The organism is Corynebacterium sp. CNJ-954 (genome assembly GCF_001942345.1).
Classification (GTDB): domain Bacteria; phylum Actinomycetota; class Actinomycetes; order Mycobacteriales; family Mycobacteriaceae; genus Corynebacterium.
In genome coordinates, this window is the sequence record NZ_MKKI01000042.1 from 223,628 (window position 1) to 250,035 (window position 26,408).

At 66.2% G+C, this 26,408-nt stretch carries 24 protein-coding genes and 2 pseudogenes; 7 read left to right on the forward strand and 19 right to left on the reverse strand.

Going from position 1 to position 26,408, the window contains the following annotated elements:
• The first annotated feature begins 73 nt into the window (after nt 1-73).
• Nucleotides 74-595, forward strand: coding sequence for a dihydrofolate reductase family protein (locus BJF89_RS13760; protein WP_075815649.1), 522 nt, complete (start codon nt 74-76; stop codon nt 593-595).
• Nucleotides 596-628: 33 nt separating this feature from the next.
• Here BJF89_RS13760 and BJF89_RS13765 read toward each other — a convergent pair whose 3' ends face one another.
• Entirely contained in the window at nt 629-1,222 is a 594-nt protein-coding gene (locus BJF89_RS13765; protein WP_075815650.1) for a hypothetical protein, read from the reverse strand.
• Between the two features lie 18 nt (nt 1,223-1,240).
• Nucleotides 1,241-2,623 (reverse strand): glycine--tRNA ligase, encoded by a 1,383-nt coding sequence (locus BJF89_RS13770; RefSeq protein ID WP_075815651.1) that lies wholly within the window; start codon nt 2,621-2,623, stop codon nt 1,241-1,243.
• A 432-nt stretch (nt 2,624-3,055) separates the two neighbouring features.
• Here BJF89_RS13770 and BJF89_RS13775 point away from each other — a divergent pair, with 432 nt between their 5' ends.
• On the forward strand, nt 3,056-3,472 hold the full coding sequence (locus BJF89_RS13775) for a Fur family transcriptional regulator (RefSeq protein ID WP_075815652.1): 417 nt from the start codon (nt 3,056-3,058) through the stop codon (nt 3,470-3,472).
• A gap of 25 nt (nt 3,473-3,497) precedes the next feature.
• On the opposite strand, the gene BJF89_RS13780 is transcribed toward BJF89_RS13775, so the two are convergent.
• From BJF89_RS13780 to BJF89_RS13855, 16 genes and pseudogenes are all read right to left on the reverse strand, one after another.
• Nucleotides 3,498-4,649 carry a VIT1/CCC1 family protein gene (locus BJF89_RS13780; RefSeq protein ID WP_075815653.1) on the reverse strand — a complete coding sequence of 384 codons (1,152 nt, stop codon included), beginning with the start codon at nt 4,647-4,649 and terminating at the stop codon, nt 3,498-3,500.
• Nucleotides 4,646-5,317: an isoprenyl transferase gene (locus tag BJF89_RS13785; RefSeq protein ID WP_255372669.1), complete on the reverse strand. Its 672-nt coding sequence runs from the start codon at nt 5,315-5,317 to the stop codon at nt 4,646-4,648. The genes BJF89_RS13780 and BJF89_RS13785 overlap by 4 nt, the downstream gene beginning before the upstream one ends.
• A 79-nt stretch (nt 5,318-5,396) precedes the next feature.
• Nucleotides 5,397-6,200 carry a DNA repair protein RecO gene (gene recO / locus BJF89_RS13790; protein WP_075815717.1) on the reverse strand — a complete coding sequence of 268 codons (804 nt, stop codon included), beginning with the start codon at nt 6,198-6,200 and terminating at the stop codon, nt 5,397-5,399.
• 46 nt (nt 6,201-6,246) lie between these two features.
• Nucleotides 6,247-6,780 carry a DUF4282 domain-containing protein gene (locus tag BJF89_RS13795; RefSeq protein ID WP_075815655.1) on the reverse strand — a complete coding sequence of 178 codons (534 nt, stop codon included), beginning with the start codon at nt 6,778-6,780 and terminating at the stop codon, nt 6,247-6,249.
• Between the two features lie 62 nt (nt 6,781-6,842).
• Nucleotides 6,843-7,829 (reverse strand): GTPase Era, encoded by a 987-nt coding sequence (gene era, locus BJF89_RS13800; RefSeq protein WP_075815656.1) that lies wholly within the window; start codon nt 7,827-7,829, stop codon nt 6,843-6,845.
• On the reverse strand, nt 7,822-9,240 hold the full coding sequence (locus tag BJF89_RS13805) for a hemolysin family protein (protein WP_075815657.1): 1,419 nt from the start codon (nt 9,238-9,240) through the stop codon (nt 7,822-7,824). The genes era and BJF89_RS13805 overlap by 8 nt, the downstream gene beginning before the upstream one ends.
• A complete protein-coding gene (gene ybeY / locus BJF89_RS13810; protein ID WP_075815658.1) occupies nt 9,233-9,826 on the reverse strand; it encodes an rRNA maturation RNase YbeY in 594 nt (197 codons plus the stop codon). Before ybeY ends, BJF89_RS13805 begins: the two co-directional genes overlap by 8 nt.
• The gene (locus tag BJF89_RS13815) at nt 9,823-10,899 is read right to left on the reverse strand and encodes a PhoH family protein (protein WP_083650825.1); all 1,077 of its coding nucleotides are present in this window, start codon (nt 10,897-10,899) and stop codon (nt 9,823-9,825) included. Before BJF89_RS13815 ends, ybeY begins: the two co-directional genes overlap by 4 nt.
• A gap of 61 nt (nt 10,900-10,960) precedes the next feature.
• Nucleotides 10,961-11,770, reverse strand: a complete 810-nt coding sequence (locus BJF89_RS13820; protein WP_075815660.1) for a 16S rRNA (uracil(1498)-N(3))-methyltransferase — start codon at nt 11,768-11,770, stop codon at nt 10,961-10,963.
• Nucleotides 11,771-11,784: 14 nt separating this feature from the next.
• Nucleotides 11,785-12,932: pseudogene (gene dnaJ / locus BJF89_RS13825) on the reverse strand (molecular chaperone DnaJ).
• An 87-nt stretch (nt 12,933-13,019) separates the two neighbouring features.
• Complete coding sequence (gene hrcA, locus BJF89_RS13830) at nt 13,020-14,054, reverse strand: heat-inducible transcriptional repressor HrcA (RefSeq protein ID WP_369803733.1); 1,035 nt, start codon at nt 14,052-14,054, stop codon at nt 13,020-13,022.
• A gap of 71 nt (nt 14,055-14,125) precedes the next feature.
• A complete protein-coding gene (gene hemW / locus BJF89_RS13835; protein WP_075815662.1) occupies nt 14,126-15,346 on the reverse strand; it encodes a radical SAM family heme chaperone HemW in 1,221 nt (406 codons plus the stop codon).
• 66 nt (nt 15,347-15,412) lie between these two features.
• Nucleotides 15,413-16,078, reverse strand: a complete 666-nt coding sequence (locus tag BJF89_RS13840; RefSeq protein WP_075815663.1) for a hypothetical protein — start codon at nt 16,076-16,078, stop codon at nt 15,413-15,415.
• Between the two features lie 155 nt (nt 16,079-16,233).
• A complete protein-coding gene (locus BJF89_RS13845; protein ID WP_075815664.1) occupies nt 16,234-18,060 on the reverse strand; it encodes a long-chain fatty acid--CoA ligase in 1,827 nt (608 codons plus the stop codon).
• A gap of 254 nt (nt 18,061-18,314) precedes the next feature.
• Nucleotides 18,315-18,521 carry a hypothetical protein gene (locus tag BJF89_RS13850; RefSeq protein ID WP_075815665.1) on the reverse strand — a complete coding sequence of 69 codons (207 nt, stop codon included), beginning with the start codon at nt 18,519-18,521 and terminating at the stop codon, nt 18,315-18,317.
• A 35-nt stretch (nt 18,522-18,556) separates the two neighbouring features.
• Nucleotides 18,557-20,712: pseudogene (locus BJF89_RS13855) on the reverse strand (M3 family metallopeptidase).
• An 81-nt stretch (nt 20,713-20,793) separates the two neighbouring features.
• On the opposite strand from BJF89_RS13855, the gene BJF89_RS13860 reads away from it, so the two are divergent.
• Genes BJF89_RS13860 through BJF89_RS13875 form a run of 5 tightly spaced genes read left to right on the forward strand, consistent with a single transcriptional unit; the run spans nt 20,794 to nt 26,136 of the window.
• On the forward strand, nt 20,794-21,276 hold the full coding sequence (locus BJF89_RS13860; RefSeq protein WP_255372660.1) for a TetR/AcrR family transcriptional regulator: 483 nt from the start codon (nt 20,794-20,796) through the stop codon (nt 21,274-21,276).
• A complete protein-coding gene (locus BJF89_RS19720; RefSeq protein ID WP_255372661.1) occupies nt 21,273-21,488 on the forward strand; it encodes a hypothetical protein in 216 nt (71 codons plus the stop codon). The genes BJF89_RS13860 and BJF89_RS19720 overlap by 4 nt, the downstream gene beginning before the upstream one ends.
• Nucleotides 21,489-21,492: 4 nt before the next feature.
• Complete coding sequence (locus BJF89_RS13865) at nt 21,493-22,974, forward strand: carboxylesterase family protein (protein ID WP_075815666.1); 1,482 nt, start codon at nt 21,493-21,495, stop codon at nt 22,972-22,974.
• A gap of 46 nt (nt 22,975-23,020) precedes the next feature.
• Complete coding sequence (locus tag BJF89_RS13870) at nt 23,021-24,235, forward strand: MalY/PatB family protein (RefSeq protein WP_075815667.1); 1,215 nt, start codon at nt 23,021-23,023, stop codon at nt 24,233-24,235.
• A 17-nt stretch (nt 24,236-24,252) separates the two neighbouring features.
• Nucleotides 24,253-26,136: an ABC transporter ATP-binding protein gene (locus tag BJF89_RS13875; RefSeq protein ID WP_075815719.1), complete on the forward strand. Its 1,884-nt coding sequence runs from the start codon at nt 24,253-24,255 to the stop codon at nt 26,134-26,136.
• A 61-nt stretch (nt 26,137-26,197) separates the two neighbouring features.
• Here the strand turns inward: BJF89_RS13875 and BJF89_RS13880 are convergent, their stop codons facing one another.
• On the reverse strand, nt 26,198-26,407 hold the full coding sequence (locus tag BJF89_RS13880) for a CsbD family protein (RefSeq protein WP_075815668.1): 210 nt from the start codon (nt 26,405-26,407) through the stop codon (nt 26,198-26,200).
• Nucleotide 26,408 lies beyond the last annotated feature (1 nt).

The following is a 26,408-nucleotide window of genomic DNA, read 5'->3' on the forward strand; positions in this document are numbered from 1 at the left end:
TCGGTGCCAAGAGGTGATGCAGTAGCAGTCTGGCTAGCACCCCGTCGGGGCCAAAGCAACTAGCCTAGGCCACATGACAACCCACTACTTCACCGCGTCCAGTCTCGACGGATTCATCGCCACGACCGACCACTCACTCGGCTGGTTGACCTCCCAGGACTTCGACTGGGACGGGCCGATGTCCCCTACCAGCTTCGTCGAGGGTGTCGGCGCCATAGCGATGGGCGCGACCACCTATGAATGGATTCTGGCGAATGATGACGGGTGGAGCTACAACGTTCCCGCCTGGGTATTCACTCACCGTGACCTTCCCACCGTCGACGGCGCAGACGTCCGCTTCACATCGGCATCCGTCACCGAGGTACACGCACAGATGACGGAAGCCGCCGGTGAGAAGGACTTCTGGATCGTCGGCGGAGGGGACCTGGCGGGTCAGTTCGCCGACGCCGGACTCCTCGACGAGGTGTGGATCCAGTACGCACCTGTCACCCTCGGAGACGGCGCACCGCTACTCCCCCGCCCCCTCAGCATGGAGCTCCTGGAGACAGTGAGAAACCGGGCGCTGGTGTGCACCCGGTTTGCGGTCCTCAGGTGAACGGATCACGTACTCCCCGCCGGGAAACTTCTCTCAGAGGAAACCGAGGAAGTACAGAACCAGGAACGGCACCAGGATGATCAGGAAGATCGACAGGCGCCAGGTGGCGGACAGTACCCGTGTCTCCATGGCGTGACGGGCCACCCATGACAGGAACACCTGGACATCCAACGGCAGTTTCTCACCCGCCCCCTCGAAGGAGACGTGGACGTTCTTGAGACCACCGTTCTCTGAACTGAACTGACCGATCTTCTCCGCTTTCCTGAGATCCAACGGCTCATCCTGCTCGGAAGGAGCCTTGAAGAGGACAAAATCCTTCTTGCTCTCCGCGTGGATCAGGACACGGTGCCGGTCGGCGGTGCAGCTGACGTTCTTGGAGGCGCCGAACGTCTTCGCATCTCCGACGGCGGTGAACACCTGTGACCCGGTGGCTTCACCGGTGGTCGCCGTCATGGCCGGACCTTTGTCTGCGTCAAGCTTCCAGGTGTCTCCGCCGAAACGGATCGTGGCGACGTCCCGTTCCACGGAGTACTCCCCCACCCTGTCCATGTCGCTGGGAAGGCCTGCGTAGATCGGGAAGGTGTGCCCGTCGGAGGGGACGGTCCAACGGATGTCAGGGTTCGGCATGTCTCAGTTCCGTTCCGGCTAGCAGCCTGCGAGCCGCTCGGCCAGGTAGCCCTGCAACTTATCCAGGCTGACCCGCTCCTGGGACATGGTGTCGCGCTCGCGCACGGTCACCGCATTGTCCTCGAGGGTGTCGAAGTCGACGGTGACGCAGAACGGCGTACCGATCTCGTCCTGACGGCGGTACCGGCGTCCGATGGCACCGGACACGTCGTAGTCGACGTTCCAGAGGCCGCGGAGCTCCTCTGCCACCTTCTCCGCCGTGGGGGTGAGAGTCTCCTTCTTCGACAGGGGCAGGACGGCGACCTTCACCGGTGCGAGACGGCGGTCCAGGCGCAGGACGGTGCGCTTGTCGACGCCGCCCTTGGTGTTCGGTGCCTCGTCTTCGAAGTAGGCGTCAACCAGGAAGGCCATCATGGCACGGCCGAGACCGGCGGCCGGCTCGATGCAGTACGGGATCCACCGCTCGCCGGTCTCCTGGTCGAAGAAGCTGAGATCTTCGCCGGAGTGCTCGGCGTGGGTCTTCAGGTCGTAGTCCGTGCGGTTGGCGACGCCCTCGAGTTCACCCCACTTCGAACCGGCGAAGTTGAAGGCGTACTCCACGTCCACGGTGCGCTTGGAGTAGTGGGAGAGCTTCTCCTGCGGGTGCTCGTACAACCGCAGGTTCTCCGGGTCGATACCGAGGTTGACGTACCAGTTGAACCGGTCGTCGATCCACCTCTGGTGCCATTCCTCGTCCTCGCCCGGCTTGACGAAGAACTCCATCTCCATCTGCTCGAACTCCCGGGTGCGGAAGATGAAGTTACCCGGGGTGATCTCGTTGCGGAAGGACTTTCCCGTGTTGGCGATACCGAAGGGCGGCTTCTGACGGGCAGAGCCCATCACGTTCTTGAAGTTGATGAAGATGCCCTGCGCGGTCTCCGGACGCAGGTAGTGCAGGCCCTCCTTGTCGTCGACAGGGCCGAGGTAGGTCTTCAGGAGACCGGAGAACTCACGCGGCTCGGTCCACTTTCCTGGTTGGCCGGTGACCGGGTCATTGATGTCGGCGAGACCGTTCGGCGCCTCGTGACCGTGCTTCTCCTCGTAAGCCTCCAGAAGGTGGTCCGCGCGGTACCGCTTGTGGGTGTACAGCGACTCCACCAGCGGGTCACTGAACACCTCGACGTGCCCCGAGGCCTCCCAGACCTGCGTCGGCTGGATGATCGAGGTGTCCACGCCCACGACGTCCTTGCGGGAGGTCACCATGTGACGCCACCACTGGCGCTTGATGTTCTCCTTGAGCTCGACGCCCAACGGACCGTAGTCCCAGGCGGAGCGCGTACCGCCGTAAATCTCACCCGCAGGGAACACCAGTCCCCTGCGCTTGCAGAGGTTGACGACGGTCTCGATGTTACTTGCGGCCATGGGCTCGGGGCACTCCTCGTTGACGGTGGGGTTGACGGTCGTTCAGACAATCACGCCCATGATACCGGGACGGCCACCGCGAGGCACCCCCGGGTCACGCACTCCGACCCGACCTTCCTGAGGGCATTAAAAAGGACCCGCGAAAGGGGGGGTTATCGCGGGTCCCGGCCACGCTGTCCTCCGAAGAGGATGGGGCCTTGTTCCCCGTTTGATGGGATGGACTTAGGGGGGGACAAGCCATCCCTGGGGAACTGGCACTAATTTACGGCGGCTCCGCCACCCCTGTCAAGTCCACCGATCCTACCTCGAATAAGCCACTCTCACCTGCGCATTCCGAGGCATGGGACGGGCTCCGGACAACACTTCCCCGACGGGTCCCGGAATGCCGTTCCGTTCCCTCCGTCCGCGTGAACGGTTAGGGTGGAGGGCACGATGAACACTCCCCGGATCGGACAGCGAAACACCCGCCAACGCGCGGCGGTGGTCGACACGCTCGAAGGGATGACCACCTTCGCCAGCGCGCAGGACATCCACGCCACCCTCAGCGAGCGCGGCCACAAGGTCGGCCTGACGACGGTGTACCGCACGCTCCAACAGCTGAACACCCAGGGGATGATCGACACTCTGCAGGACGACAGCGGCGAGATGCTCTACAGGAGCTGCAGCTCCGTGCACCACCACCATCATCTCGTGTGCACGTCATGCAGAAAAGCGGTGGAGATCGACGGCGGTCCGGTGGAACGGTGGGCCACGGATGTCGCCCGTCAGCACGGCTTCGTGATGACCGGCCACACCGCCGACGTCTTCGGACTCTGCGCCGACTGTGCCCGCACGCAACGCCGGAACTGAGCAGGGACTGCCGCTCCCCCAGCTCCTACGCCGCGGCGACGTCGAACAGGCTTCCCAAAGCGAATGTCACGGCTGCCGCGCCGAATCCGATGGCCAGCTGTCGCAAGGCACGCTTCCAGGACGACATCCCGGACAGTAGTCCCACCATGGCACCGGTGACGAGAAGAACCACTCCCACCAGTACACAGGACAGGACGATCGCAGGCAGACCCACCAGCCCGAGGATCAACGGGATCACCGGTACAAGCGCGCCGACACCGAAGCACAGGAAGCTCGAGACGGCTGCGGACATGCCGGACCCACCGTTTTCAGTGGCCTCGACGCCCTCCTCGGCAAGCTCAGCTATCTCGTCCTCTGCGCCGGAGTCCAGCCCACCGGCGAACTCAGGATCAGCGTCCGGCCCGTCGGTGGCGTCCTTGATCTCCTTGAGCCGGGACAACTCGGCGAACACGCGCCGCGCCTTCCGTCCGGCAGCCTCCGGGTCCATTCCACGCGCCCGGTAGACCAGCTCCAGTTCATTGCGGTCCACGTCCAGCTTCGGCACCGCCGTGCTGGCATTCGGGTCAGGGGTCGACGCTTCCAGCAGCTCCTTCTGGCTCGTCACCGACACATATTCACCGGCGGCCATCGACAGGGCACCCGACAACAGGCCGGCGATACCCGCCGTCAGCATCGTCGCCTGCCCGGCGCCGGCACCGTACATCCCCAACAGGAGCGCCAGGTTCGACACCAGTCCGTCGTTGGCGCCGAAGATCGCGGCGCGGAAATCCCCCGACATCTTCGCTCTGCCCCGTGCTGCCAGCCCCCGGACGACCTCGGCGTGGATCGCCTCATCCGCCGCCATCTGTTCGGTGGCGTCCTTGTCTGACAGGTAGTGGTTGCGCGACTCCGCGGACTGGAGCAGTGCCAGGACGAACACCGACCCGAATCTACGTGCCATCCAGGCCATCAGCCTGGTGTTCAGCCCAGCTTTCCGGGGCAGTCCGACGTCGTCTCCCAGACGGGCCCGCCAGTACTCCTCGTGGCGGGACTCTGCCTCGGCGATGCCCAGCAGGATCTCGCGTTCCTCACCGGTCCGTTTCCGGGCGAGCTCCCGGTACACTGTCCCCTCCGCCCGTTCGTCGGCCAGGTAGCGTCGCCACCGGTTGAGTTGTCGGCGGGTCGGTTCGTCGTTCATTTCACACCGCCGAACCGCCGGTCCCGTTTCGCGTACTCCAACACCGCTTCCCGCAGATGCTCCGGGGTGAAATCAGGGAACAGGACGTCCTGGTACACCATCTCGGCGTACACCGACTGCCACGGCAGGAAGTTCGACGTCCGCTGCTCGCCGGACGGGCGCAGGAACAGGTCCACGTCGGGCATACCGGGATCGTTCATGAAGGCCGAGACCGTCTTCTCGGTGATCTCACGGGGCTTCAACCTCCCTGCGGCGACCTCCGCGGCGATCGCCCGCGTGGCGTCCGTGATCTCCGCCCGCCCGCCGTAGTTCACGCACATGACCAGGGTCATCCTGGTGTTGTCGCGGGTCTGGTCCTCGGCCTTCGTCAGTTCCGAGATCACCGACCGCCACAGCCGCGGGCGTCGCCCCGCCCAGATGACCCGTACACCTTTCGCATCGAGTTCGTCGCGTCGCCGACGCAGCACGTCGCGGTTGAACCCCATGAGGAAGCGCACCTCCTCGGCGCTCCTGCGCCAGTTCTCCGTGGAGAAGGCGTACGCGGAGAGGTAGTCGACCCCGAGTTCCAGGCATTCGTCGATGATGTCCATCAGGACGCCTTCGCCGCGCTTGTGCCCCTCTGTGCGGGGAAGGCCCCGGTCCTGCGCCCAACGGCCGTTGCCGTCCATCACGATCGCGACGTGACGGGGAATGAACTCGGCGGGGATCTCGGGTCTACTCACGCCCAATATTGTGCCAGACGGCGGGTCACAGAGAAGAGAATGCCCGACACGGGGATTCCGTCTGGTTCTTCACATGGGCGAGGAGAAGCTCGTGGGCGATGCTCAGTATGCGGGCGCCGTCCGCCTCGTCGGCGACGGCGTCTACCGCGGCAAGGTCGCCCGGCCGGCCCCGGGACAGCAGCCAGAGGACCCGGACGGACTGTGCCGGCGGGGTAAACGCCCCCGGCGGGCGACAGGACGTACACACCGCGCCGCCGGCCAACGGGTGGAAGGCGGAGTGCGGGCCCGCCCGTCCGCACTGCGCGCAGTCCACCAGACTGGGGGCCCAGCCTGCCATTCCCAGGGACTGCAGGACGAACCGGTCCGCCTGGGTGCGAGGGGGGAGTTCGGTGCCCGGGGTGCCCGCGTCCCGCCATGCCAGCGCTGCCAGCGCCTGGTCAAGCCCGTCGAAAATGTGTCCCGCGTCCTCCCCTGACCCTTGGACGGTGAGTTCGGCGATCTCCAGCATCGCCACGCCGGCGTAGTACCGGTCGACGTCGGTACTGATCTGGGGTGCGAATGTATGGACCGTGACGGCGTCGGTGACGTTGGCCAGGCCGCCGTCCGGCTTCGACCGGTTCCGCCCCGGGTAGATCTGGACATTCACGCGGCAGAAGCGGTCGAGCCGGGCGCCAAAGCGCGACTTGGACCGGCGGATCCCCTTCGCGACGGCGCGAACCAGTCCGTGCTCCCGAGTCAGCAGCACGACGATGAGGTCGGCTTCACCGAGTTTGTGGGTGCGGACGACAAAAGCCTCGTCCCGGTACTGGGGACGAGAGCTCCTGGACATGGTGACCAGTGTACGACCGGAGGCCGCGCACTGGTCGGGCGAGGTGTCAGTACCTTCCGGGCTGGCCACCCTGGCGCTCCAGCAGTCGCTGGTCGATCGACTGTGCGGACTGTGCGATACGGATGTTGGAGAGGTAGAACTCCAGCATCATCCGCAGGGACATCAGCATGAAGAGCATGCCGACCGTGAGAATGATGACGCCGAACAGTCCGAGGACGAAACCGCCGACGCCGAATTCACTGGTCGGCGCGATGAGGGCGAAGAGGACGTAGCCGACCCACAGCAGAGCGATGAAGGCGAAGCCCAGCGCGTAGGCGAACTTGATGATCGACGGCGTCGCGTAGCGGGTGAAGCTGAAGTCGAACAGTGCGGAGAAGAACGAGTCCTGGTTCGTTCCTCCACCGGGCGCAGCGGTGTAGGTGCCGGGGCCGGGCTGTGGTTGGGCGCTGAAGGATGGGTAGCCCGACCCCTGGTTCGAGGCACCACCGGAGGGGTTACTCCACCGGTTGGCGCGGTACTCGCCGTTGTCTCCGTTGTCACTATTACGGCTGTTGTCGCTGTTGTCACCGGGGGTGCTCATGAAAGTCTCCTGGGAGCGTCGGGTTAGGTCACACCGACATTATCATCGTGATCATCGCATCCTCAGAACCCCAGGCGCCCCAGCTGCTTGGGGTCGGACTGCCAGTTCTTCGCGACCTTCATCCGCAGATCCAGGTACACGTTCTGTCCCAGCAGGTCCATGAGGCTCTGCCGGGAGTTGTGGATGATCCGGCCCCAGCGGCGGTTGTCCTTGCCCCGCAGGATCCGTTTCTGGCCTTCACGTTCCAGGAAGATCACCGCGTGGACCTCCAGGACCCCCTCCCGCTCCTCCGAGGGCAGCACCTCGTCGATCTGGACGGCGACCGAGTGCGGCAGCTCGTCGTGCAGACCGGACAGGGCCGCTTCCCTGATCAGTTCCGACATCCGGGTGTCCCGGTCATCGTCGGTGACGTGGTCGTCCGGGTAGAACTTCGGCCCCTCCGGCAGCAGGCCGGTGACGATGTCGAGCAGGACGTCCAGCTGCACCTCACCGGCGGCGGAGACCGGGACGACCTCTCCCCCGTCCAGCAGGTCGTGCAGGGCCATGAGCTGTGCACCGACCTGGTCCTTGGACGCCTTGTCGAGCTTGGTGACGATGCCGACCACCGGGGTCTTCGGCGCAGCCTTATGGACCGCATCCAGAATCCACCGGTCGCCGGGGCCGATCTTCTCGTCCGCCGGGATGCACAAACCGATGACGTCCACGTCCGCGTAGGTCTCCTTGACGACCTCGTTGAGACGCTCCCCCAGCAGGGTACGCGGCCGGTGCAGCCCGGGGGTGTCGACGACGATGATCTGGGAATCCGGACGGTGCACGATTCCGCGGATCGGGTGCCGGGTGGTCTCCGGCTGGTCGGCGGTGATCGCGATCTTCTCGCCGACCAGGGCGTTGGTCAGGGTGGACTTGCCGGTGTTCGGGCGACCGACGAAGCTGATGAACCCACTGCGGAAGCCCTCGGGTGCGCTGAAGTCGACCGCGGGTGCGGCGACAGCGTCGGACGGCAGATCCGTCTCGTCGGGAAAATCGGGGAAGTCCGGGGCGTCACTCATGGTCGGTCCTGTCTCTGGTGTTGTCCGGCACATCGGTGTCCGGGGTGGGTTCCGATCCCGTGTCGGAATCGTCGTGCATTTCGTCGTGCATTTCATCATCTTTGCGGGGGGACCGCGTCGGCCCGGAGACCACCACGGTGCGCACCTTGATCCGACCGCGTCTGTCGCGTCCGCCTTCGCAGGTCAGGTGCAGACCCGCGACATCGAGCTCGGCGCCCGGCAACGGGACCTTACCGAGCTCGAACGCCGCCAGTCCGGCGACGGTGTCGACCTCGTCCTGGATCTCGTCAGAGAACTCCAGGTCGACGTCCTCGTAGAGTTCCGCGAGGTCATTGAGGCTCATCCAGGCCTCCACGCGGTAGACCCCGTCGGTGATCTTCTCCACCGGCACGTCGTCGCCGTCGTCGTATTCGTCGCTGATCTCTCCGACGATCTCCTCCAGGATGTCCTCGATGCTCACCAGCCCGGCTGTTCCGCCGTACTCGTCGACGAGCACGGCGATGTGCACCTGGTCGCGTTGCATGTCCTCGAGGAGGTCATCAAGGTTGCGGGAGTCCGGGACGAAGACGGGTTCCCGCATCATGTCGCGGACGGGCACCGCCCGGTCGGCGGTGGACGCGTCGTAGGTGGCGGAGACGAGGTCCTTGAGGTAGACCACCCCGACGATGTCGTCGACGCTTTCGCCGACCACCGGCACCCGGGACAACCCGGACCGGACGCACAGACGCACCGCCTGTGCGGCGGTCTTGTCGTCCTCGATCCACAGGATCTCCGGACGCGGCACCATGATCTCCCGGGCGGTGGTGTCCGCCAGGTCGAAGACCGACTGGATCATCCGACGCTCGTCGATCTCGACGACGCCCCGTTCCTGGGCGATGTCGACCATCTCCCGTAGCTCGATCTCCGTGGCGAACGGACCTGCCCGCAACCCACGCCCCGGGGTGACCACGCCGCCGAGCCAGACAAGGACCCTGGACAGCGGTCCGAGGATCTTACGCACCACCACGAGCAGCGTCGCCGAGCGTAAGGAGACGCTGTACGGATTGCGGCGTCCCATGGTCCGGGAGACCACGCCCACGATGACGTAGATCAGCAGGGTGACGACGATGATCGACACGGCGATCGACCAGCTACGCTCCCCCACCATGTCCAGTGCGACGACCGTGACCAGCACAGCCGCCGAGGCCTCGCAGACGGTCCGGAGCAGGACCAGGAGGTTGATGTAGTCCGGTCTGTCGCGCACCACCTGCAGCAACCGGGAAGCCCCGGGCTTGTCATCCTTCACCAGGGATTCCACCCGTGCCAGCGACAACGAACTCAACGCCGTCTCTGTCGAGGACAGCACCCCCGCCAGTGGCAGAATGACCAGCAACGCCACGACCGCGGAGAGGATGACGGAGAGATCAGGCATCGGTGGGGGGCTCACTGAACGGCGGTGGCACCGGATTCACCCAGCGGTCGGTACCCGCGTCGGAGGCGCTGGGGAAGGCCGCCGCACCGCTGGGCTTCGGCCCGTACGAGATACCCCGCTCCGCCTGGGAGTCGTACCAGTTGACCAGGATCTCATTCTGCAGCGCGAACATACGCTGCTCCTCCTCCGGCACGACGTGGTCGAACCCGAGCAGGTGGAGCACGCCGTGGACGGTGAGCAGGTCGAGTTCGTGGGCCAGCCCGTGGCCGGCGCGTTCCGCCTGTCCCCGCGCGAACTCCGGGCACAGCATGATGTCGCCGAGGACGCCCGGCCCCGGCGGAGGTCCGTCCTTGCGACCCCAACCCGGCGTCAGTTCATCCATCGGGAAGCTCATCACGTCCGTGGGCCCGGGAAGGTCCAGCCACCGCACGTGCAGGTCGGCTATGGTCTCCAGGTCCACGATATGGATGGACAACTCGGCCGAGGAGTGCACGTCCAGGCTCCACAGGGCGAAGCGCGCGACGTCAATCAACTCCTCCTCGTTGACCTCTCCGAAACCCGACTCGTTGAATACCTCGATACTCACCGGTTCCTCCTCTCTTCGCGGTCCTGGCGCGCCAGCTCGGCGTCCGCGGCCTGCTCGGACTCATAACGTTCATAGGCCTGGATGATCCGCCCGACGAGGTGGTGACGGACCACGTCGGTGGTGTCGAACTCGGTCACCGTCACCCCGTCCACACCGGAGAGGATCCGGTGCGCCACGCTGAGACCGCTGGCCTGGTGGTTCGGCAGGTCGACCTGGGTGAGGTCGCCGGTCACCACGATCTTCGTCCCGAACCCCAGACGGGTCAGGAACATCTTCATCTGGGCGGGGGTGGTGTTCTGTGCCTCGTCGAGGATCACGAAAGCCCCGTTGAGGGTACGTCCGCGCATGTAGGCCAGCGGGGCGACCTCGATGACCCCGGACTCGATGAGGCGCGGGATGGTCTCGGGCTCCAGCATGTCCCGGAGTGCGTCGTAGAGGGGACGCAGATAGGGGTCGATCTTCTCGCCGAGTGTTCCGGGGAGGAAGCCGAGTTTCTCCCCCGCCTCCACCGCGGGACGGGTCAGGATGATCCTGTTGACCTCACGCTTCTGCAGCGCCTGCACCGCCTTGGCGACGGCGAGGTAGGTCTTGCCGGTGCCGGCCGGTCCGGTGCCCACCACCACGGTCGAGGCGTCGATGGCGTCGACGTAACTACGCTGCCCGACCGTCTTGGGACGGATTGTCTTGCCCCGGTGCTCGACGATGACCTCACCGGTCACCGACGCCATGCCGGCAGCGCCCGTGGCCCCGTCCGCGGGCAGGGAGTCCCGGGCCTCTGCATCGGCACGACGGTCCGTCTCGTCGACGAGGTCGATGGTGCGGCGGGTGAGGTCCGGGGTCACCTCGGAACCACGGACCGCCATGGCTTCGAGTTCACGCAGCACCCGACGGGCACGCGCAACCTGGGACGCCTCGCCACGCAGGGTGACATGGTTCCCCCTGCTGAGCAGGTCAGCGTCGATGTGGTCCTCGATGATGCGGAAGTTCTCGTCGGCGAGACCCGAGACCGTCTGTGCGGTCTCCGGATCAAGTTCGACAGAGGTGGAGGCGATACGCCTTGGTGGTTGCTTCAAAATGCTTCCGGGTTCTCCTGTGAATATGTGGAACACGTGGCCACGTGCTGATACATGAAGCTTAGCGTGACCATCGTGTGGTGAGCACCCCGATGGCACCCAGGGCGACAGCGGCGGCCGTCGCGGTACGCAACACCTCCGGGCCGAGTACGACCGACGAACCGGCTTCCCGTCCGTCGGGTGCTGAAGTGACAGCGGCGATCTCGCGGTCGCTGACACCGCCCTCCGGGCCGATGACGAGGACGACCTCGTCGACGTCAAGATCGACCTGGGCAAGCGGAGTGGTCGCGTCCTCGTGGAGGACGAGGACCCGGACCGTCGGGGTGCGGTCATCCGCCGGTGCGGACCACGGCCGTGACGCGAGATGCTCACCGAGATCGTCGATGTCGGTGAGCAGCTCTCCGACATGGGCCCCGGACAACCGCCGTGACTGCTTCATCGCTGCGAGCGCCGTCGCGGACCACCGTGCGTGGGCCTTGGCTGACTTGTCTGACTTCCCGCCCTTAGCCCCGGTCCAGCGGGACACGCATCTGTCGGCCTGCCACGGGATGATCCTGTCCGCCCCGGCCTGCACCGCGAGGTCGACGGCGAGTTCCGCCCGCTCGGACTTCGGTATCGCCTGCACCACGGTGACACGCGGGCGGGGTTCATGCCCGATGATCCGGTGTCCACCGGCCACGGCGCCGTCACCGGCCCAGTGACCTGCCACCCCGAGACCCGAACCATCGGTCAGCACGACGGATTCGTCCTGGCGGATCCGTTTCACCGAGGCGTGCCGGGCCTCCGCATCGGGGAGGGTGAACACACCGGTCTCCCCCACCCGCGCCAACTGGTCCCCAAGGTCGGGGACGACGAAGACAGGATCACTCACCGGGCCGCCACCGCTTACCTTCCGAACTTCTGGCGCAGCGGGAGAACAGCCCGCCGGAGTGCTCGTCCTCACTGGACTGCACACCTGCGACGTGCTTGGAGGTGCCGCGGAACTGCTCAAGCAGATCCCGCTGCTTCTTGTCGAGGTCGGACGGGACGGTGACGTCGACGTGCGCGATGAGACTGCCGTGCCCCTCGCGGCGCAGGTGCGGCATCCCCTTTCCCTTCACCCGTACGATCGCTTCGGGCTGGGTGCCCGGTTCGACGGCGACGGTGGCCACCGAATCATCGAGCAACGGAACCTCCACGGAGGTTCCCAGGGCGGCGTCAACCATGGGCACGTTCACGGTGACGTGCAGGTCGTCAGCATCACGGAGGAAGTAGGGGTGCTCCTTGACCTGCACCTCCACATACAGGTCACCGGCGGGGCCGCCACCGGGGCCGACCTCACCCTCACCGGACATGCGGATCCGCATGCCGTCGCGGATACCGGCGGGGATCTTCACCTCGATGTCGCGGCGGGCGCGCACGCGTCCGTCGCCGGCGCATTCCTGGCACGGGTCCTCGATGATCTCACCGACACCCTGGCACCGGGGGCAGGCACGGGCCACCTGGACGCGTCCCAGGATCGACTGCTGGATCTCCATGACCTGGCCCTGGCCGTGGCACGTCGGACAGGTGACCGGATCCGACTTGGACTCGGAGCCGCTTCCGTCGCACACCTCACACAGGACGGCGGTGTCCACGGTGACGTCCTTGGTGACGCCGGCGAAGCACTCGTCGAGCGTCATCTGAAGTCGCAGGAGAGCGTCGTTGCCCGGGCGTACACGGGACACACGGGGCCCCCCGCCTGCACCACCGGCGCCGCCGCCGAAGAATGCGTCGAAGATGTCTCCGAATCCACCGCCGCCGAATCCACCGGGACCCCCGCCGCCTCCGGGACCCTGCTCCTCAGGGTCCCCGCCGGCGTCGACGATCCGACGCTTCTGCGGGTCGGTCAACACCTCCTGTGCCAGGGACGCCTCACGGAACTTCTCCGCGGCCTCGTCGGACGGGTTGACGTCCGGGTGGTACTTGCGGGCCAGGCGTCGGTAGGCCTTCTTGATCTCGGCGTCAGACGCATCACTGCTGACGCCGAGAATTCCGTAGTAGTCACGTGCCAAGGTGGCTGATTCCTTCTCACCGTAATTGGGGTCTGTCCTGGGGCTCAGGCGAGCCCCCTAAAATCACCCCGACAAGTGTAGTACGTCCTACTCGCCGGCGAGAATGCGGGAGACGTAGTGGCCCACCGCCTGCACCGAACTGATCGTTCCCGGGTAGTCCAGATACGTCGGGCCGAGCACCCCCATGCCACCCATCACGCCCTCGCGGGTGCCGTAACCTGTCGAGACCACGGCGGCGGACTGCAGCTCGGCCGTGCCGTTCTCCTCACCGATCGTCACGCTGACCCCGTGGTCCCTGGCCGCGGAGAGCAACCGGAGAACCACGACCTGCTCCTCCAGCGCCTCCAGCACACTCTCCAGCTCGCCTGCCCGGACCAGGTTCGGGGTTCCCGCCAGAATCAACCGGTCCGTCGGACGCTCCAGCATGGTCTCCACCAGGACCGTCGCACAGGTGAGGGCCGGGCCACGGAGTTGCGGCGACACTCTGTCGTCGTCCCCCGCCGCCATCTCCGCGATGGCCGCGGATGCATCGTCGAGCGTGTGCCCGACCAACGTCTCATTGATCAACTGGCGCAGCTTCGGAAGATCCTCTGCAGCCAACGGTTCGCTGAGGTCCACGTTGCGCTGCTCCACCTGGCCGGCGTCCGTGATCAGCACCAGCAGCAGCCTGGCGTCCGCGAGCTGCACGATCTCGCAGTGTTTCACCCGCCCACGACGCAGGTCCGGGATCTGCACCACGGCGACCTGGCGGGTCAGTTGGGCAAGCAGCTGCACACTGCGTCGCAGGACGTCCTCCATGTCGACCCCGTCCTCGAGGAAGCCGAGGATCGCACGGCGCTCGGGACGGCTCAGTGGCTTGATCTGGGCGATCCCGTCGACGAACGTACGGTAGGCCTTCTCCGTGGGGATCCGTCCTGAACTGGTGTGCTGCTGGATGATGTACCCCTCGGACTCCAGCACCGCCATGTCGTTGCGGATCGTCGCCGACGAGACGCCCAGACTGTGGCGCTCCACCAGAGCCTTCGAACCGACCGGTTCATGGGTGGAGATGAAATCGGCGACGATGGCGCGCAACACCTCGGAACGTCGCTGTTCCGTACCCGTCATCGCCTTGGACGCCATCAGGTTCACTCCCTTTCCTCGGACCTCAGTATGCCACCTGACCCCGATTGTCCCATGTCTTCCGCCACGCGTCAGGTCTCCTCTGCCAGCAGGATGTCGGTGATGATCCCGTCGGCCAGCAGACGCCCCCGGTCGGTCAACCGGGTCCGTCCGTTGCCCCGCTCCAGGAGTCCCAGCCCGACATGGTGGTCCACGGCGCTTCCCGCCGAGGTGAGCACCTCGTCCGGCAGCCCCTCACGAAGCCGCAGTCCCAGCATGACGCGCTCGGTGTGCAGGTCACCGGCCCCCAGGGGCTCGACGGTCGTCACCGGACTCCCACCCGCGCCGACCGCTTCCGCGTAACGCCGCGGCAGCTTGGCGTTCACCAGACGTGTCACACCGCTGCCGGCACCGACCCCCGTGTCGCCGACCGGGGTCACGCCCCGTCCGCTGACCGGATCATCGACCAGCCGCACACACCCGTGGGCGCCGGGGCCTGCGCCCCACCACTGGCCCGAACGCCAGTAGACCATGTTGTGACGGCACTCTCCCCCGGGCCGTGACCAGTTGGACACCTCGTACCACTGCATTCCCGCGGCCCGGAGCGCCGCGTCGATCATCTCGTAGCGGTCGGCGTAGACGTCCTCGTCGGGCTGAGGCAGCAGCCCTTTCCGTACCTTCCGGGCCATGGCGGTCCCGTCCTCGACGATCAACGAATAGGCGGAAACGTGATCCACGCCCGTGGACAGCACCTGGTCCAGGGTGAGCCGGAGATCATCGTCGGTCTCGGTGGGGGTGCCGTAGATCAGGTCCAGGTTCACATGGTTGAATCCTGCCGCCAGTGCCTCCCGGGCTGCCTCGGTGGCACGGCCCGGGGTGTGCGTGCGGTCGAGGACCTTCAGCACGTGGCCGGCAGCCGACTGCATACCCAGGGATATCCGCGTGTAACCGGCGTCGAGAAGGGTGTCGAAGAACTCCGGTGAGGTCGACTCGGGGTTCGACTCGGTGGTCACCTCCGCCCCCGGCGCCAGGCCGAGACTCCGCTTCACCGCACCCAGAACACGGGCCAGGCCATCGGCACCCAGCAGTGACGGGGTTCCTCCCCCGAGAAAGACGGTGGACGGCGGTCCGGTCCGGTCCCAGTCCGCAGCCGCAAGGTCCAGTTCAGCCTCCAGTGAACTCAGGTAGGTCGACATCGACGACGAACCCGACTCACCCGGCGTGTAGGTGTTGAAGTCACAGTAACCGCACCTGGTGCTGCAGAACGGCACATGGATGTAGAGGCCGTACCGGTCGTCAGGAATAGGGGTCATTGGGTCCATGCTATCGGTCCGGTTCCCCACCACCGAACCGGTCCACGGGGGAGTTTCTACGAGGGCTCAGCCTGCGGCGACGCGGCGTGACCGGATCTTGGAGAGCACCTGTTCCACCCTCGCGCGTTCCGCGAGGAAGCGTGGCGGTGCCTCACCGCGCAGTTCCGCCACCAGTGCGGGGTGCTCACCGATGACCGCGGTCTTCCACCGCGCGACGACCTCACGGGCGTGTTTCTCCGCGCGCGCGAGGGCCTGCGGCAGCAGGACGCTCTGCTCCTCCACTGCAAGACGGGTCTGCTCGACCGTCCACTCGGCCAGGTCTTCGAGCATGTCCGTGAGTTCGGCGTTACGACGTCGCAGGTTCACCCGCAGCGTCGCGGTACTGACCATCGGCGACGGGGCGGCCTCCACCGGTATGACAGCATGGTCACGCAGGAAAGACAGCGTGCGACCCGGGTGATTGTCGACGACGGTCGTGGCCGACAGTGACCCGGACCGGATACCCGAGACGAATGCCTGGCGGAGGCCGTTGAGTTCGGCCAGTGCGGCACGCACCTCTGCCCGCCCCTCGGCGACGGACTCAGCGAGTTCCAGCAGGCAGTCGTCCACCAGTTCCTGGTCCCAGTCCGCCAGGGACTCGGCGAGATTCTCGATGAGTTCGGCAACCTCGTCGCCGATGTCGTAGACACCCTGGGTGAGCTCGCGCAGTCGCAGGCGGGCGGCGTCGTGCACGGATGGCTCCTCTCAGCAAGGTCAGAAGTCGTCGGCGGATCGTCAGGGGGTCGCGACTGAAGGACAGTGTAGGACATGGAGAACCCCGGCCCAGGGAGGCTGGGCCGGGGTGACGGGGTTAATTGGGAGGGTGTCGGTCGCTCCCTGGCCGAGGCCTACTTCGAGGTGTAGATCCAGGCGATGTCGTCGGCGAAGTTCTTCGACACGGCATGCCGCTTCACCTTCATCGACGGGGTGACTTCGCCGTCATCCTCGGTGAAGTCCCGGGCACAGATCCGGAACTTCTTGATGCCCTCGGAGTGCGAGACGGTGTCATTGGCCTCGTTGATCGCGTCCTGGATCTCCGTGCGCAGCACGGGGTTCTTGGCCAGCTCCTTGACCGGGGTGTCGGCATTGATCCCGTTACGTTTGCGCCAGCCGACGAGGGCCTCCTCGTCGAGGGTGATCAGCGTGCCGATGAACTTCTCGTTGTCGCCGACCACCATGGCCTGGGAGATCAGGGGCGCTGAGCGCAGAATGTCCTCCAGAGGTCCGGGAGACACGTTCTTACCACCGGCGGTGACGATGATCTCCTTCTTCCGTCCGGTGATCTTCAGGTGCCCGGTGGGCAGGAGTTCACCGAGATCACCGGAGATCACGAAGCCGTCCTCGGTGAACGACTCCTTGGTCGCCGTCTCGTTCCCCCAGTACCCGTCGAAGACGACGGTGCCCTTCATGAGGATCTCACCGTCGTCGGCGATCCGGATGGTGTTGCCGCCGACCGGCTTGCCCACCGTGCCGATGATGTTGTCCGGCTCGAAGTTCACCGCGATCGCCGCGGTCGTCTCGGTCATCCCGTAGCCCTCGTAGATGCGCACGCCGATGCCCCGGAAGAAGTGCATCAACTCCGGGTTCAATGCGGAGCCGCCGGAGATGCAGTACTGCAGTTCCCCGCCCATCGCGGCCTTGACCTTGCCGTAGACGAGCTTGTCGAAGACCGTGCGCTTGATCTTCTGGCCCACGGTCGGGCCCGATGCCGTGTCGAGGGCCTTGGAGTACTCCACTGCGGCCTTCTCTGCCAGAGGGAAGATCTTGGCCCCGAGGCCGCCGCCTTCGGTGGCTTTGGTCTTGACACCGGCGTGAACCTTCTCGAAGACGCGCGGCACCCCCAGAATCAGCTGCGGCTGCGAGCGCTGGAACTCCGGGACAAGGGTGGACATGTCCGCCCAGTGGGACTGGGTGGCCCCGCCCAGTGTCGCCGCCAGTGACACCGCACGGGACAGGACGTGCGCCAACGGCAGGAATGTCAGCGTCCGGTTGCCCTCCACGGCGATGCCACCGATCGGGTGGGTCAGGATGGCCCGGGCCTCGCCCAACCAGTTCGAGTGCAGCAGCCTGCAACCCTTGGGCCGCCCGGTCGTGCCCGAGGTGTACACCAGGGACGCCAGGTCAGAGGACTTCGTGTTCGCGATGCGCTCCTCGACGACATCGTCTGAAACGTCCTTACCCTCGGCGACCAGGGTACCGACAGCATCCTCGTTGAAGGAGAGCACGCGGTTGAGGTGGGCTGTCCCTTCGACAGGCTCGCCGTCCTTGACGAAAGTACGGAGGCGGGTCGCATGCCCGGACTTCTCGGCGATACCCAACTTCGCACCCGAGTCCTCGACGATCCACTCACACTGCGAGGTCGACGATGACGGGTAGATCGGCACGGAGACCGCCCCGGCCGCCATGATCGCGAAGTCCAGCAGCGACCACTCGTAACGCGTGTCCGACATCAGCGCGACGCGGTCGCCGGGCTCCACACCGTTGGCGATCAGGCCCTTGGCGACGTCGTAGACCTCCCGGAGAAACTCGTCCGCCCGCACGTCGACCCACTCGAACTTCCGGGGACGGCTGTACAGGATCGTCTGCGGGCGCTTCAGGGCGTTCTCCCTGAGCACGGTCAGACAGGTCTCGCTCTCGCCGATGGTGTACAGCGCCTCCGAGGAGTACTCCTGCATGTCTCTCCAATCACAGTCTTGTCAAGGGGTAGCCCGGCTCACACCGGGGAACCCGGTGTGTTCCGGTGCATGATCCTAGCCGATTCCTGTATCGGCATAAGCAAAAACGGAATTCCAAGGGAAATCCGGGGAACACTTCACGCTGCAGTACAGAGTTGGACCAGGAGGCACTCAGAAGAGGGAGGTGACCAACCACACCACGACGAGCAGAACGATCAGCAGAATGAGAGCCTGCCTGACCCTGGAATGGTGTTTCACCGGTTCTCTCCTTCTCCACGGGACGGATCATCCACGGGCGCGAACGCCCGTTCCTCGTCCTCGGTCGCGGGTAGCGCGCCGAACGCCACCTTGATCATGACGACGGCCGCAAGCGAGGCCAGCAGCACCAGAACGACCAGCGTCAACGGGGTCTGCAGCCAGAGAGGCAGGTCGAGGACCCATTGTTCAATGCCGTCAGTCACAGCAGACAAGTTTACCTTCCGTGTGAGCTACAGGCCTAGTCCGTCCCCAGTCCGTCGACATCCATTGACCCGGCCAGCCCCCGACGGCGCAACAACGGTTCCACGCTGCGTTGTTTCCCCCGGAACATCCAGAAGGCGTCGTCGTAGTCGATGGTCGCACCCCGGGACAGGATCATCCGCCGGAACCGGTCACCGGCGAAACGAACGTCGTCCGGGTCAATATCGGCGACGGCGCCGGGACGGTCTCCCGCGCCGTCGCCCCGGGCGGCGTCGGTGTCGACGAACCCCTCGAAACCGTCGGCGTCGAGAACCTCCGCCCAGAGGTAACTCCAGTAGTCCGCTGAGTATCCCCCGGCGAAAATATGGTTGAAGTAGGCCGAGGAATACCGCGGTGCCAGAGCCTGCAGCAGGTCTGCTCCGAATCCTGCGGCCTCCAGGGCCTCTTTCTCGAAGGCTGCGACATCGGTGACTGCCGCCGCCTCCCGGGTGCTGAGACGGTGCCACGCCAGATCCAGCCAGCAGGCCGCCAGGTACTCCGACGTGGCGAACCCCTGGCCCCAGGCTGCCTGCGCCCGCACCGCGTCCACCATCTGCTGCGGCAACTGTTCACCGGTGTCCACATGCCGGGCGTAGTTGCTGAGGATCTCCGGCTCCAGAGCCCAGTTCTCGTTGATTTGACTGGGGAACTCGACGAAGTCCCGCGGTACGTTGGTCCCGGACAGGCTGGGGTACCGGACGTCAGAGAGCAGCCCGTGGAGCGCATGCCCGAACTCATGGAAGACGGTGGCGACCTCATCGGGCGTGAGCAGGGCCTGTTCACCCTCGGCAGGTTTCGCGATATTGAGGACGTTCACCACGACGGGCGTCTGCCCCAGCAGGTTGTTCTGTTCGACGAAGCTGCTCATCCACGCCCCGCCGCGCTTGGTCGGCCGGGCGTACATGTCGGTGAGGAGAAGACCGACCGGTGCACCCGGACGCACAGGGTCATCCTCGGCCTCCCTGACCTCCCAGACCTGCACATCGGGATGATAGCCCTTGAGGTCCCCACGTCGCTCGACCGTGATGCCGTACAGGCGGTGGGCGGCGAAGAACGCACCGTCGCGCAGTACGCGCTCCAGGGGGAAGTACTTCTTCAGTTCCGCTTCATCGACGTCGAGTTCCTCGGCCCGGAGTTTGGCGGCCCAGTACGGCCAGTCCGCCCCGGCCACATCGTCTGCAGCATCCGTACCCGCCTTGTCCACGGCTTTCTTGTATTCCCCGGCAGCGTTCGCCACGGCGGCAGGAGTCAGCTTCCCCAGCAGGTCATCGACCTCGGCGAGCGAACCGGCGGTCTCCGCCTCCGCGACGAACTCCGCATGGTTCGCGTATCCCAGCAGCTCGGCGCGGCGTGCGCGTAACCGGACGATCTCAAGCAGAACCCCGGTGTTGTCCGTCTCACCGCCGGCCCCACGGCGCAGCGACGCGTCGTGGATACGGGCACGGGCCGCGGGTTCTTCGAGTTCCTCGAGCACCGGTTGCACGCTCGGCAGCCCAGCCGGACGAGCCAGCCGTCCTTCCCCGCCGCCGCCGCGTCCTCCGCCAGGCGGGACCTGTGCGTGTCGCTCAGCCCGGCGAGCTCGTCCTCGTCGGTGAACAGGACGGCGCCGGCTTCGGTCGCAGCGACCAGGTTGCGGCCGAACCGGGTCGAGAGTTCCGCGAGTCGCGCGTCGATCGAACCCAGTTCGGTCCGTCCTGCGTCATCGAGAGCCGCACCACCGCGCCGGAACCGTCGCAGCCAGTAGGTCAGCAGCGCCTCGTTCTCACTGCCCTCCGGCTGCGTCGGAAGTGAGTTCACCCGGGCGAACAGGCCCGGATCAAGATTGACACTGCTGATGTGCTCGGCGAGTTCGGGGGCCACCGTCTCTTCGACGGCGACAATGTCGTCACTGGCGTCTGTACCCGAGTAGTTGAAGACGATGGCGAGGACACGGTCGAGCAGCTGGCCGCTGGCTTCGAGGGCCTCCATCGTGTTCTCCCAGGTGGGCTCCTCCGGGTTGGCGACGATGGCCGCTATCTCCGCCTCATGGTCGACGACTCCGGTCCGGAACGTCGGGACGAGATCGTCGACGGAGATCGCGGCGAAGTCCGGAAGTTCATGGTCGAGTTCAGAGGGGGCGAGCAGCGGGTTCTGCTGGGTGTTGTGACCGGTCATGCACGCCAGCTTAACGCCGTGCGGTCGGCGGGACCGGGGGCGGATACGCCACAGGTAGTTATTTTCAGTAGGATATTCACCATGTCAGCCCCGGTAGAACTCAGCACGACCACTGCTCCCCACAACAACCCCCAGGACGATGCGACGGGCAAACCCGCCCCGAAGCGGCGCGCCCGGAATCGGCGCGCCGACGGCGAGCGTTCCCGCCAGCGCATCCTCGACGCCGCCACGAGCATCGCCACCGAACGAGGGTACGACGGGACCAGCATCGCGGAGATCTGCCGGGAATGCGGGTTGCCGGCCAGCTCCCTCTACTGGCACTTCGAGGACAAGGACGACCTGATGTCCCAGGTCATCGGCAAGAGCTTCGACGCCTGGAACGCCGCCTGGAACATCCCTGAAGACGAGGACATCCTCCAGCACCTGCCGCAGATCGCCGAGCAGCTCCTGGATGCACTGGAGAACCATCCGGAGTTCATCCGGTTGTGCCTGCCGCTGGCGCTGCAGAAGCGGAGCGACGACCCCGGTCCCGGCGAATGTACCTGGAGATGCGCGCCGACGTGATTCAACGGCTCTCGGACATCGGCGGGACGCACTTCGGCTATGTGCCGGAGGCCCGTCGCACGGCCATCGTGACCTACATGGTGTCCGGGGTGGAAGGGCTTTTCGTCGACCACGAGATGAACCCCTCCTCCGACCTGCGTGAACAACTGGATCTGCACGCGATGGGCGTGATCGCCATCATCCTGCAGGAAGCCAGCCAGCACCCGTCCTGATCCCGTGAGAACCGATCCGGCCACCGGTGTTCCACTGCTCCGGACGCCTTCCGGGGACGTGTCCGGGTCATGGCGGAACACCCCTGACGGGGGAAGGGTCGCGGTCTTCCGCGCCGTGCCCGTCGCAGCGCCCCACACGGAGGGGCCCGCAGCCTTCGCCGCACCCCGCCCGGCACCAGCCTGGTCGGGGACGGTGCCGTGCGAGGACACGGCGGAACGTCGCGGTATGCGGGCCACACACACCGCCACCGTGACGTGCCCGGCGGAGGCCACGGACCGCACTCACCCGGTCATGGTGTGGATCCACGGCGGACGGTTCGAGACCGGCCACGCCGATGAACCGTGGTACGACGGCACCGCGCTCGCGCGGGAGGGCTGTGTGGTGGTGTCGCTGAACTACCGCAGACGTTTCGAGGGCTTCCTCCCGCTCGCCAGTCCCGGCGACGGTCCTGACTTTCGCGGCGTCGACGATCTCCTCCTCGGTCTGCGCTGGATCCGTGAGTGCATCGCCGAGGTCGGTGGAGACCCGGGTCGGGTCACGTTGGCCGGGCAGTCCGCGGGTGGGGCACTTGTGGCATGGCTGCTCACCGACCGCCGGGCGGACGGGCTCTTCCACCGGGCCGTGATGATGTCGCCCGGCGCGCCGCGCAGGGGGTGGACCCGCCGGCGTCTCACCACACGTCTGGCACTGCGGTCACGGCACCGCCCCACCGCAGAACGGATGGGCGCACTGTCGTCCGAGGAACTCACGTCGGCGTACCGGCGTTTCGCCCGGCTGCATGCCACGGACTGTGCGGTGGGGGTGTACCCGTTCTCTCTGACGCAGATGCGGCCGGTGCCCGTCATTGTCGGGACGATGCACGATGAATTCGTGCGGTTCCCCGGGGTCCGCCAGGTCGATGCCGTGCTGCGCCGGACGGTGGGACGCCTCGGCTTTCCACGGGTGCTGGAGGCCTGGCTTGTCGCCCCGGCGATGGTGGCCCTCGGGGTCCCCCTGCGCCACCTCCCGGCGTGGTGCCGCTGCGTCGTCACCACACGGCCCGTCCGCCCGTTGGGCCGTACCGTCGGTGACCGTACGATCCGACGCTGGGCCTCAGCGTTCGCCGAGGCTCTCGCCGAGGCGGGAGCGCCGGTCTGGGCCTATGAGTTCCGTGGCGGCGCCCGTCCCGCCCAGCACTGCGCCGAGCTTCCGCTGCTGTTCGACACGCTGACGGTCGGACGGTCCGAGGTCGAGGAGACGTGTGGCCCCGAGGCGGAGCGCCGCCTCGGCGGCCCTGACGGTGTCGGTGCACAGTTCCGTTCCGCGGTCGCCACCTTCGTCCACGGAGGTCGACCAGGCTGGGACCGCTTCCGGGAACCCACGCGGCATGCGCGGATATTCGACATGTCCGGCGCCCCGGCGTCCCCGACGTGCCCGTCTCAGTCAGAGGACCCGTGGCGGGCGGTGAGGACTCTGCTCGGCTCCCTCTACACCGGGCGGTCATAGACGCCTGCGCAAACCCGGGTCGTGGCAGGGGGTTAGAGTTGTCGTCATGGCTCTCACCTTTCCCGACCTTGATACCCTGCGTGCCCGCCGCACGATGAAATGGACGGCCTATGAGCCCGATGTCCTTCCTCTGTGGGTGGCTGAGACCGACTTCGACACCTGTCCCCCGGTAGCGACCGCCATTCGCGACGCGGTCGACCGGGAGTACTTCGGCTATCCCGAGCTGGGCGCGGGCTCGCGTCATCTTGCCGAGGCCCTGGCCTCGTTCTCTGCGGCACGGCACGGTTGGACGATCGACCCGGCGAATGTGACGGTGGTACCCGACGTGGTCAAGGGCATCGTCGTGGCCGTCGACAACCTGACCGCTCCCGGGTCGTCGATCGTCATCCCCCTTCCCGCCTACCCCCCGTTCCAGAAGGTGCCCGCGGCGACCCGGCGGCCGGCGACCTACGTGCCGATGGGCTCCGACGCGGACGGCGGAGCCGTATTCGATCTCGATGCGCTGGAACGCGCGTTCACCTCGACGGACAATCCGAACGGGGTGGGCAGCATGATCCTGTGCAACCCGTTCAACCCGCTGGGACGCGCCTTCACCGCCGATGAGTTGCGCGACGTCACCGACCTGGCTGCGAAGCACAGTGTCCGGGTGATCTCCGACGAGATCCACGCGCCCCTGGTGTACTCCGGAAACCATGTCCCGACAGCCACGGTGTCTGATACCGCGGCATCGGTCACGGTCACGGTGACCGCCACCTCGAAGGGGTGGAACACCGCCGGGCTGAAGTGTGCCCAGATCATCAGCACCAACGAGGAGGACTCCCGCGAGATCGGCCGGCTGTCGAACCTCGTCACCGGGGAGGCGTCCACTATCGGGCTGGCCGCGGCCACCGCCGCCTACACCGACGGACGGGAGTGGTTGGCCGAGGAGGTCGACTACCTCGCCGAGAACTGGAGGTACCTCGCCGACCGGCTGCCCGGGGTTCTCCCCGGGATCAGGCTCCCGAAGGAGGAGGCGACGTTCCTGGCCTGGCTGGACGTGTCCGAGGTCGACCGTCTTCGCGGACCGGACGAGTCAGTCACCGCCCCCGCGGCGCGGTTGCGCACCCTCGCGCGCGTCGGGCTGAATGAAGGAACGGATTTCGGTCCGACGGGTGCCGGGCACGTCCGACTGAACTTCGGTACGTCCCGCGAGATCCTGGACGAGGCCCTCGACCGTATCGCCGAGGCCGACCTGCGGAGCGGAGACGCGTGCGAAGCCTGACCCGCATTGTCAGCTCCATGAAGGAGCTGTGGCCGTACTACACGATGGTCATCGTGGCAGCGCTGGCGACAGTGCTGCTCTCACTCGCGTCGCCGTTCCTGATCAGCCATGCCACCGACACCATCGTGTCGACGGTGAACGGGTCGACCCCGATGGAGACCGCGACCCGCACGGTCATCGCCGTCGCCCTCGGCCTGCTCGCCGCCGAGCTGGCGCACACGGTGATCCACAACATCGGCGGCTGGTTCGGCGACGTCATGGGGATGCGGATGCGGCAGATCCTGTCCAACCGCTACTTCGCGAAACTGCTGTCCCTGCCGCAGAGTTACTTCGACCGACAGATCACGGGCACGGTCATCTCCCGGCTGGACCGGTCGATCATGGGGTTGACCCAGTTCCTCCAGGCCTTCGCCAACAACTTCTTCTCGATGATCCTCACCGTCATCGTGGTGCTGGGAATCTCCGCCTGGTACTACTGGCCACTGGCCCTGCTGCTGGTGGTCATCTTCCCGATGTACCTGTGGCTCACAGCACTGACCAGTAGACGGTGGATGCGCTGGGAGAAGACCAAGAACGAGCACATCGACACCGCCCAGGGACGTTTCGCCGAGGTCGTGGGCCAGGTCAAGGTGGTGAAGTCCTTCGTCTCCGAGCTCCGCGAACTGCGGCTGTTCCAGACGCACTTCGCCGAGACCGTCGACGTGACGAAACGTCAGTCGCGGTGGTGGCACATGATGGACATCTTCCGGATGGCCGGCATGAACCTGATCTTCTTCGCGATCTACCTGGTCCTCTTCCTCCGTACGCTCAACGGGTCGTTCACCATCGGTGAACTGGTTCTCCTGGTCCAGCTGGTGGCGATGGCCAAGCAGCCCGCGACGATGATGAGCTGGATGGTCGACTCCGCACAACGGGCGGCCGCCGGGTCCAGGGAGTACTTCGAGGCGATGGACGAGCTCGAGGAACCGACGACGTCCCCGGTGCTGCTCGCAGCATCGCGCGAGTACGGCCCGTCCGTGGTGGACGAGCGGGAGGTGCGGGACGCGGTGCCGTCACCGCCGGCCGTCGCCCGGGAGGACGGCCACCCCGGGGAGACCCCGGTGTTCGAGTTCGACGACGTGACCTTCGGCTACGATCCTGGCGATCCCGTCATCCACCACGTCAGTTTCGCTGCCGGGAACAACGAGAAGGTCGCCCTGGTCGGCGAGTCCGGTGGTGGTAAATCCACCCTGGTCAACCTCATGCTCGGCCTGTACCGCCCCACTGGAGGCACGCTGAAGGTCTGCGGACACGACATCCGTGAACTCTCCGCCGCGCAGCTGCGGGGCATGGTGGGCGTGGTGTTCCAGGATGCCTCCCTGTTCTCGGGGACCATCCGGGAGAACATCGCCTACGGACGCCCCGACGCCACCGACGAGGAGATCCTCCGGGTGGCTGAGCGTGCCAACGCCGACGCCTTCATCCGGAACTTCACCGACGGCTACGACACCCTGATCGGCGAGCGCGGCCTGCGTCTGTCCGGCGGACAGAAGCAGCGTATCGCCGTGGCGCGTGCGATGTTGAAGGATGCTCCGATTCTGGTGTTGGACGAAGCCACGTCCGCACTGGACACCCGTGCCGAACGGGCGGTCCAGGCCGGTCTGGAGGAACTCATGGTCGGGCGGACCACGCTGGTGATCGCACACCGCCTCTCCACGATCGCAACGGTGGACACCATCGTGACCCTGGACTCCGGACGCGTCGACGAGATCGGATCCCCCGCGGAACTGGCGACCAGTGGCGGCATCTACGGCGAGCTCCTGCGACTGACGGCGAGTTCCTCCGAGGAGGACCGTGCCCGGTTGCGCAGGTTCGGTTTCCACGGCGACGGCGGCTCCGGGGACGAGGACGCCGACGAATAAGGAACCCCCGCCACCCGGTCACGGGTGGCGGGGGTTCCTCCGGTTCAGCTGGAGACCGCGGTCAGTTGTCCTTGAACTTGCCGATGACCTCGTTGGCCTTGTCGGTGGCCTTGTCCTTGGCGTCCTCGAACTTCTGCTTCGCGTCCGACTTGACCTGGTCGGCCTTGCCTTCGTTCTTCAGATCGTCATTGCCAGCGGCGTCCCCGGCGGCTTCCTTGGCCTGACCGGCGGCGTCCGCCGCCTTGTTCTTGATGTCGTCGAACCCTGACATT

Coding starts and splice junctions, on each gene's coding strand:
- BJF89_RS13765 (WP_075815650.1), bottom strand. CDS start 1,222: ATGCCGAACCCTGACATCCGTTGGACCGTCCCCTCCGACGGGCACACC.
- BJF89_RS13760 (WP_075815649.1), top strand. CDS start 74: ATGACAACCCACTACTTCACCGCGTCCAGTCTCGACGGATTCATCGCC.
- BJF89_RS13870 (WP_075815667.1), top strand. CDS start 23,021: ATGGCTCTCACCTTTCCCGACCTTGATACCCTGCGTGCCCGCCGCACG.
- BJF89_RS13780 (WP_075815653.1), bottom strand. CDS start 4,649: ATGAACGACGAACCGACCCGCCGACAACTCAACCGGTGGCGACGCTAC.
- BJF89_RS13805 (WP_075815657.1), bottom strand. CDS start 9,240: ATGCCTGATCTCTCCGTCATCCTCTCCGCGGTCGTGGCGTTGCTGGTC.
- hrcA (WP_369803733.1), bottom strand. CDS start 14,054: ATGGCGTCCAAGGCGATGACGGGTACGGAACAGCGACGTTCCGAGGTG.
- BJF89_RS13860 (WP_255372660.1), top strand. CDS start 20,794: ATGTCAGCCCCGGTAGAACTCAGCACGACCACTGCTCCCCACAACAAC.
- BJF89_RS13775 (WP_075815652.1), top strand. CDS start 3,056: ATGAACACTCCCCGGATCGGACAGCGAAACACCCGCCAACGCGCGGCG.
- BJF89_RS13785 (WP_255372669.1), bottom strand. CDS start 5,317: ATGGACGGCAACGGCCGTTGGGCGCAGGACCGGGGCCTTCCCCGCACA.
- BJF89_RS13795 (WP_075815655.1), bottom strand. CDS start 6,780: ATGAGCACCCCCGGTGACAACAGCGACAACAGCCGTAATAGTGACAAC.
- era (WP_075815656.1), bottom strand. CDS start 7,829: ATGAGTGACGCCCCGGACTTCCCCGATTTTCCCGACGAGACGGATCTG.
- hemW (WP_075815662.1), bottom strand. CDS start 15,346: ATGACCCCTATTCCTGACGACCGGTACGGCCTCTACATCCATGTGCCG.
- BJF89_RS13880 (WP_075815668.1), bottom strand. CDS start 26,407: ATGTCAGGGTTCGACGACATCAAGAACAAGGCGGCGGACGCCGCCGGT.
- BJF89_RS13875 (WP_075815719.1), top strand. CDS start 24,253: ATGAAGGAGCTGTGGCCGTACTACACGATGGTCATCGTGGCAGCGCTG.
- BJF89_RS13770 (WP_075815651.1), bottom strand. CDS start 2,623: ATGGCCGCAAGTAACATCGAGACCGTCGTCAACCTCTGCAAGCGCAGG.
- recO (WP_075815717.1), bottom strand. CDS start 6,200: ATGTCCAGGAGCTCTCGTCCCCAGTACCGGGACGAGGCTTTTGTCGTC.
- BJF89_RS13845 (WP_075815664.1), bottom strand. CDS start 18,060: ATGCAGGAGTACTCCTCGGAGGCGCTGTACACCATCGGCGAGAGCGAG.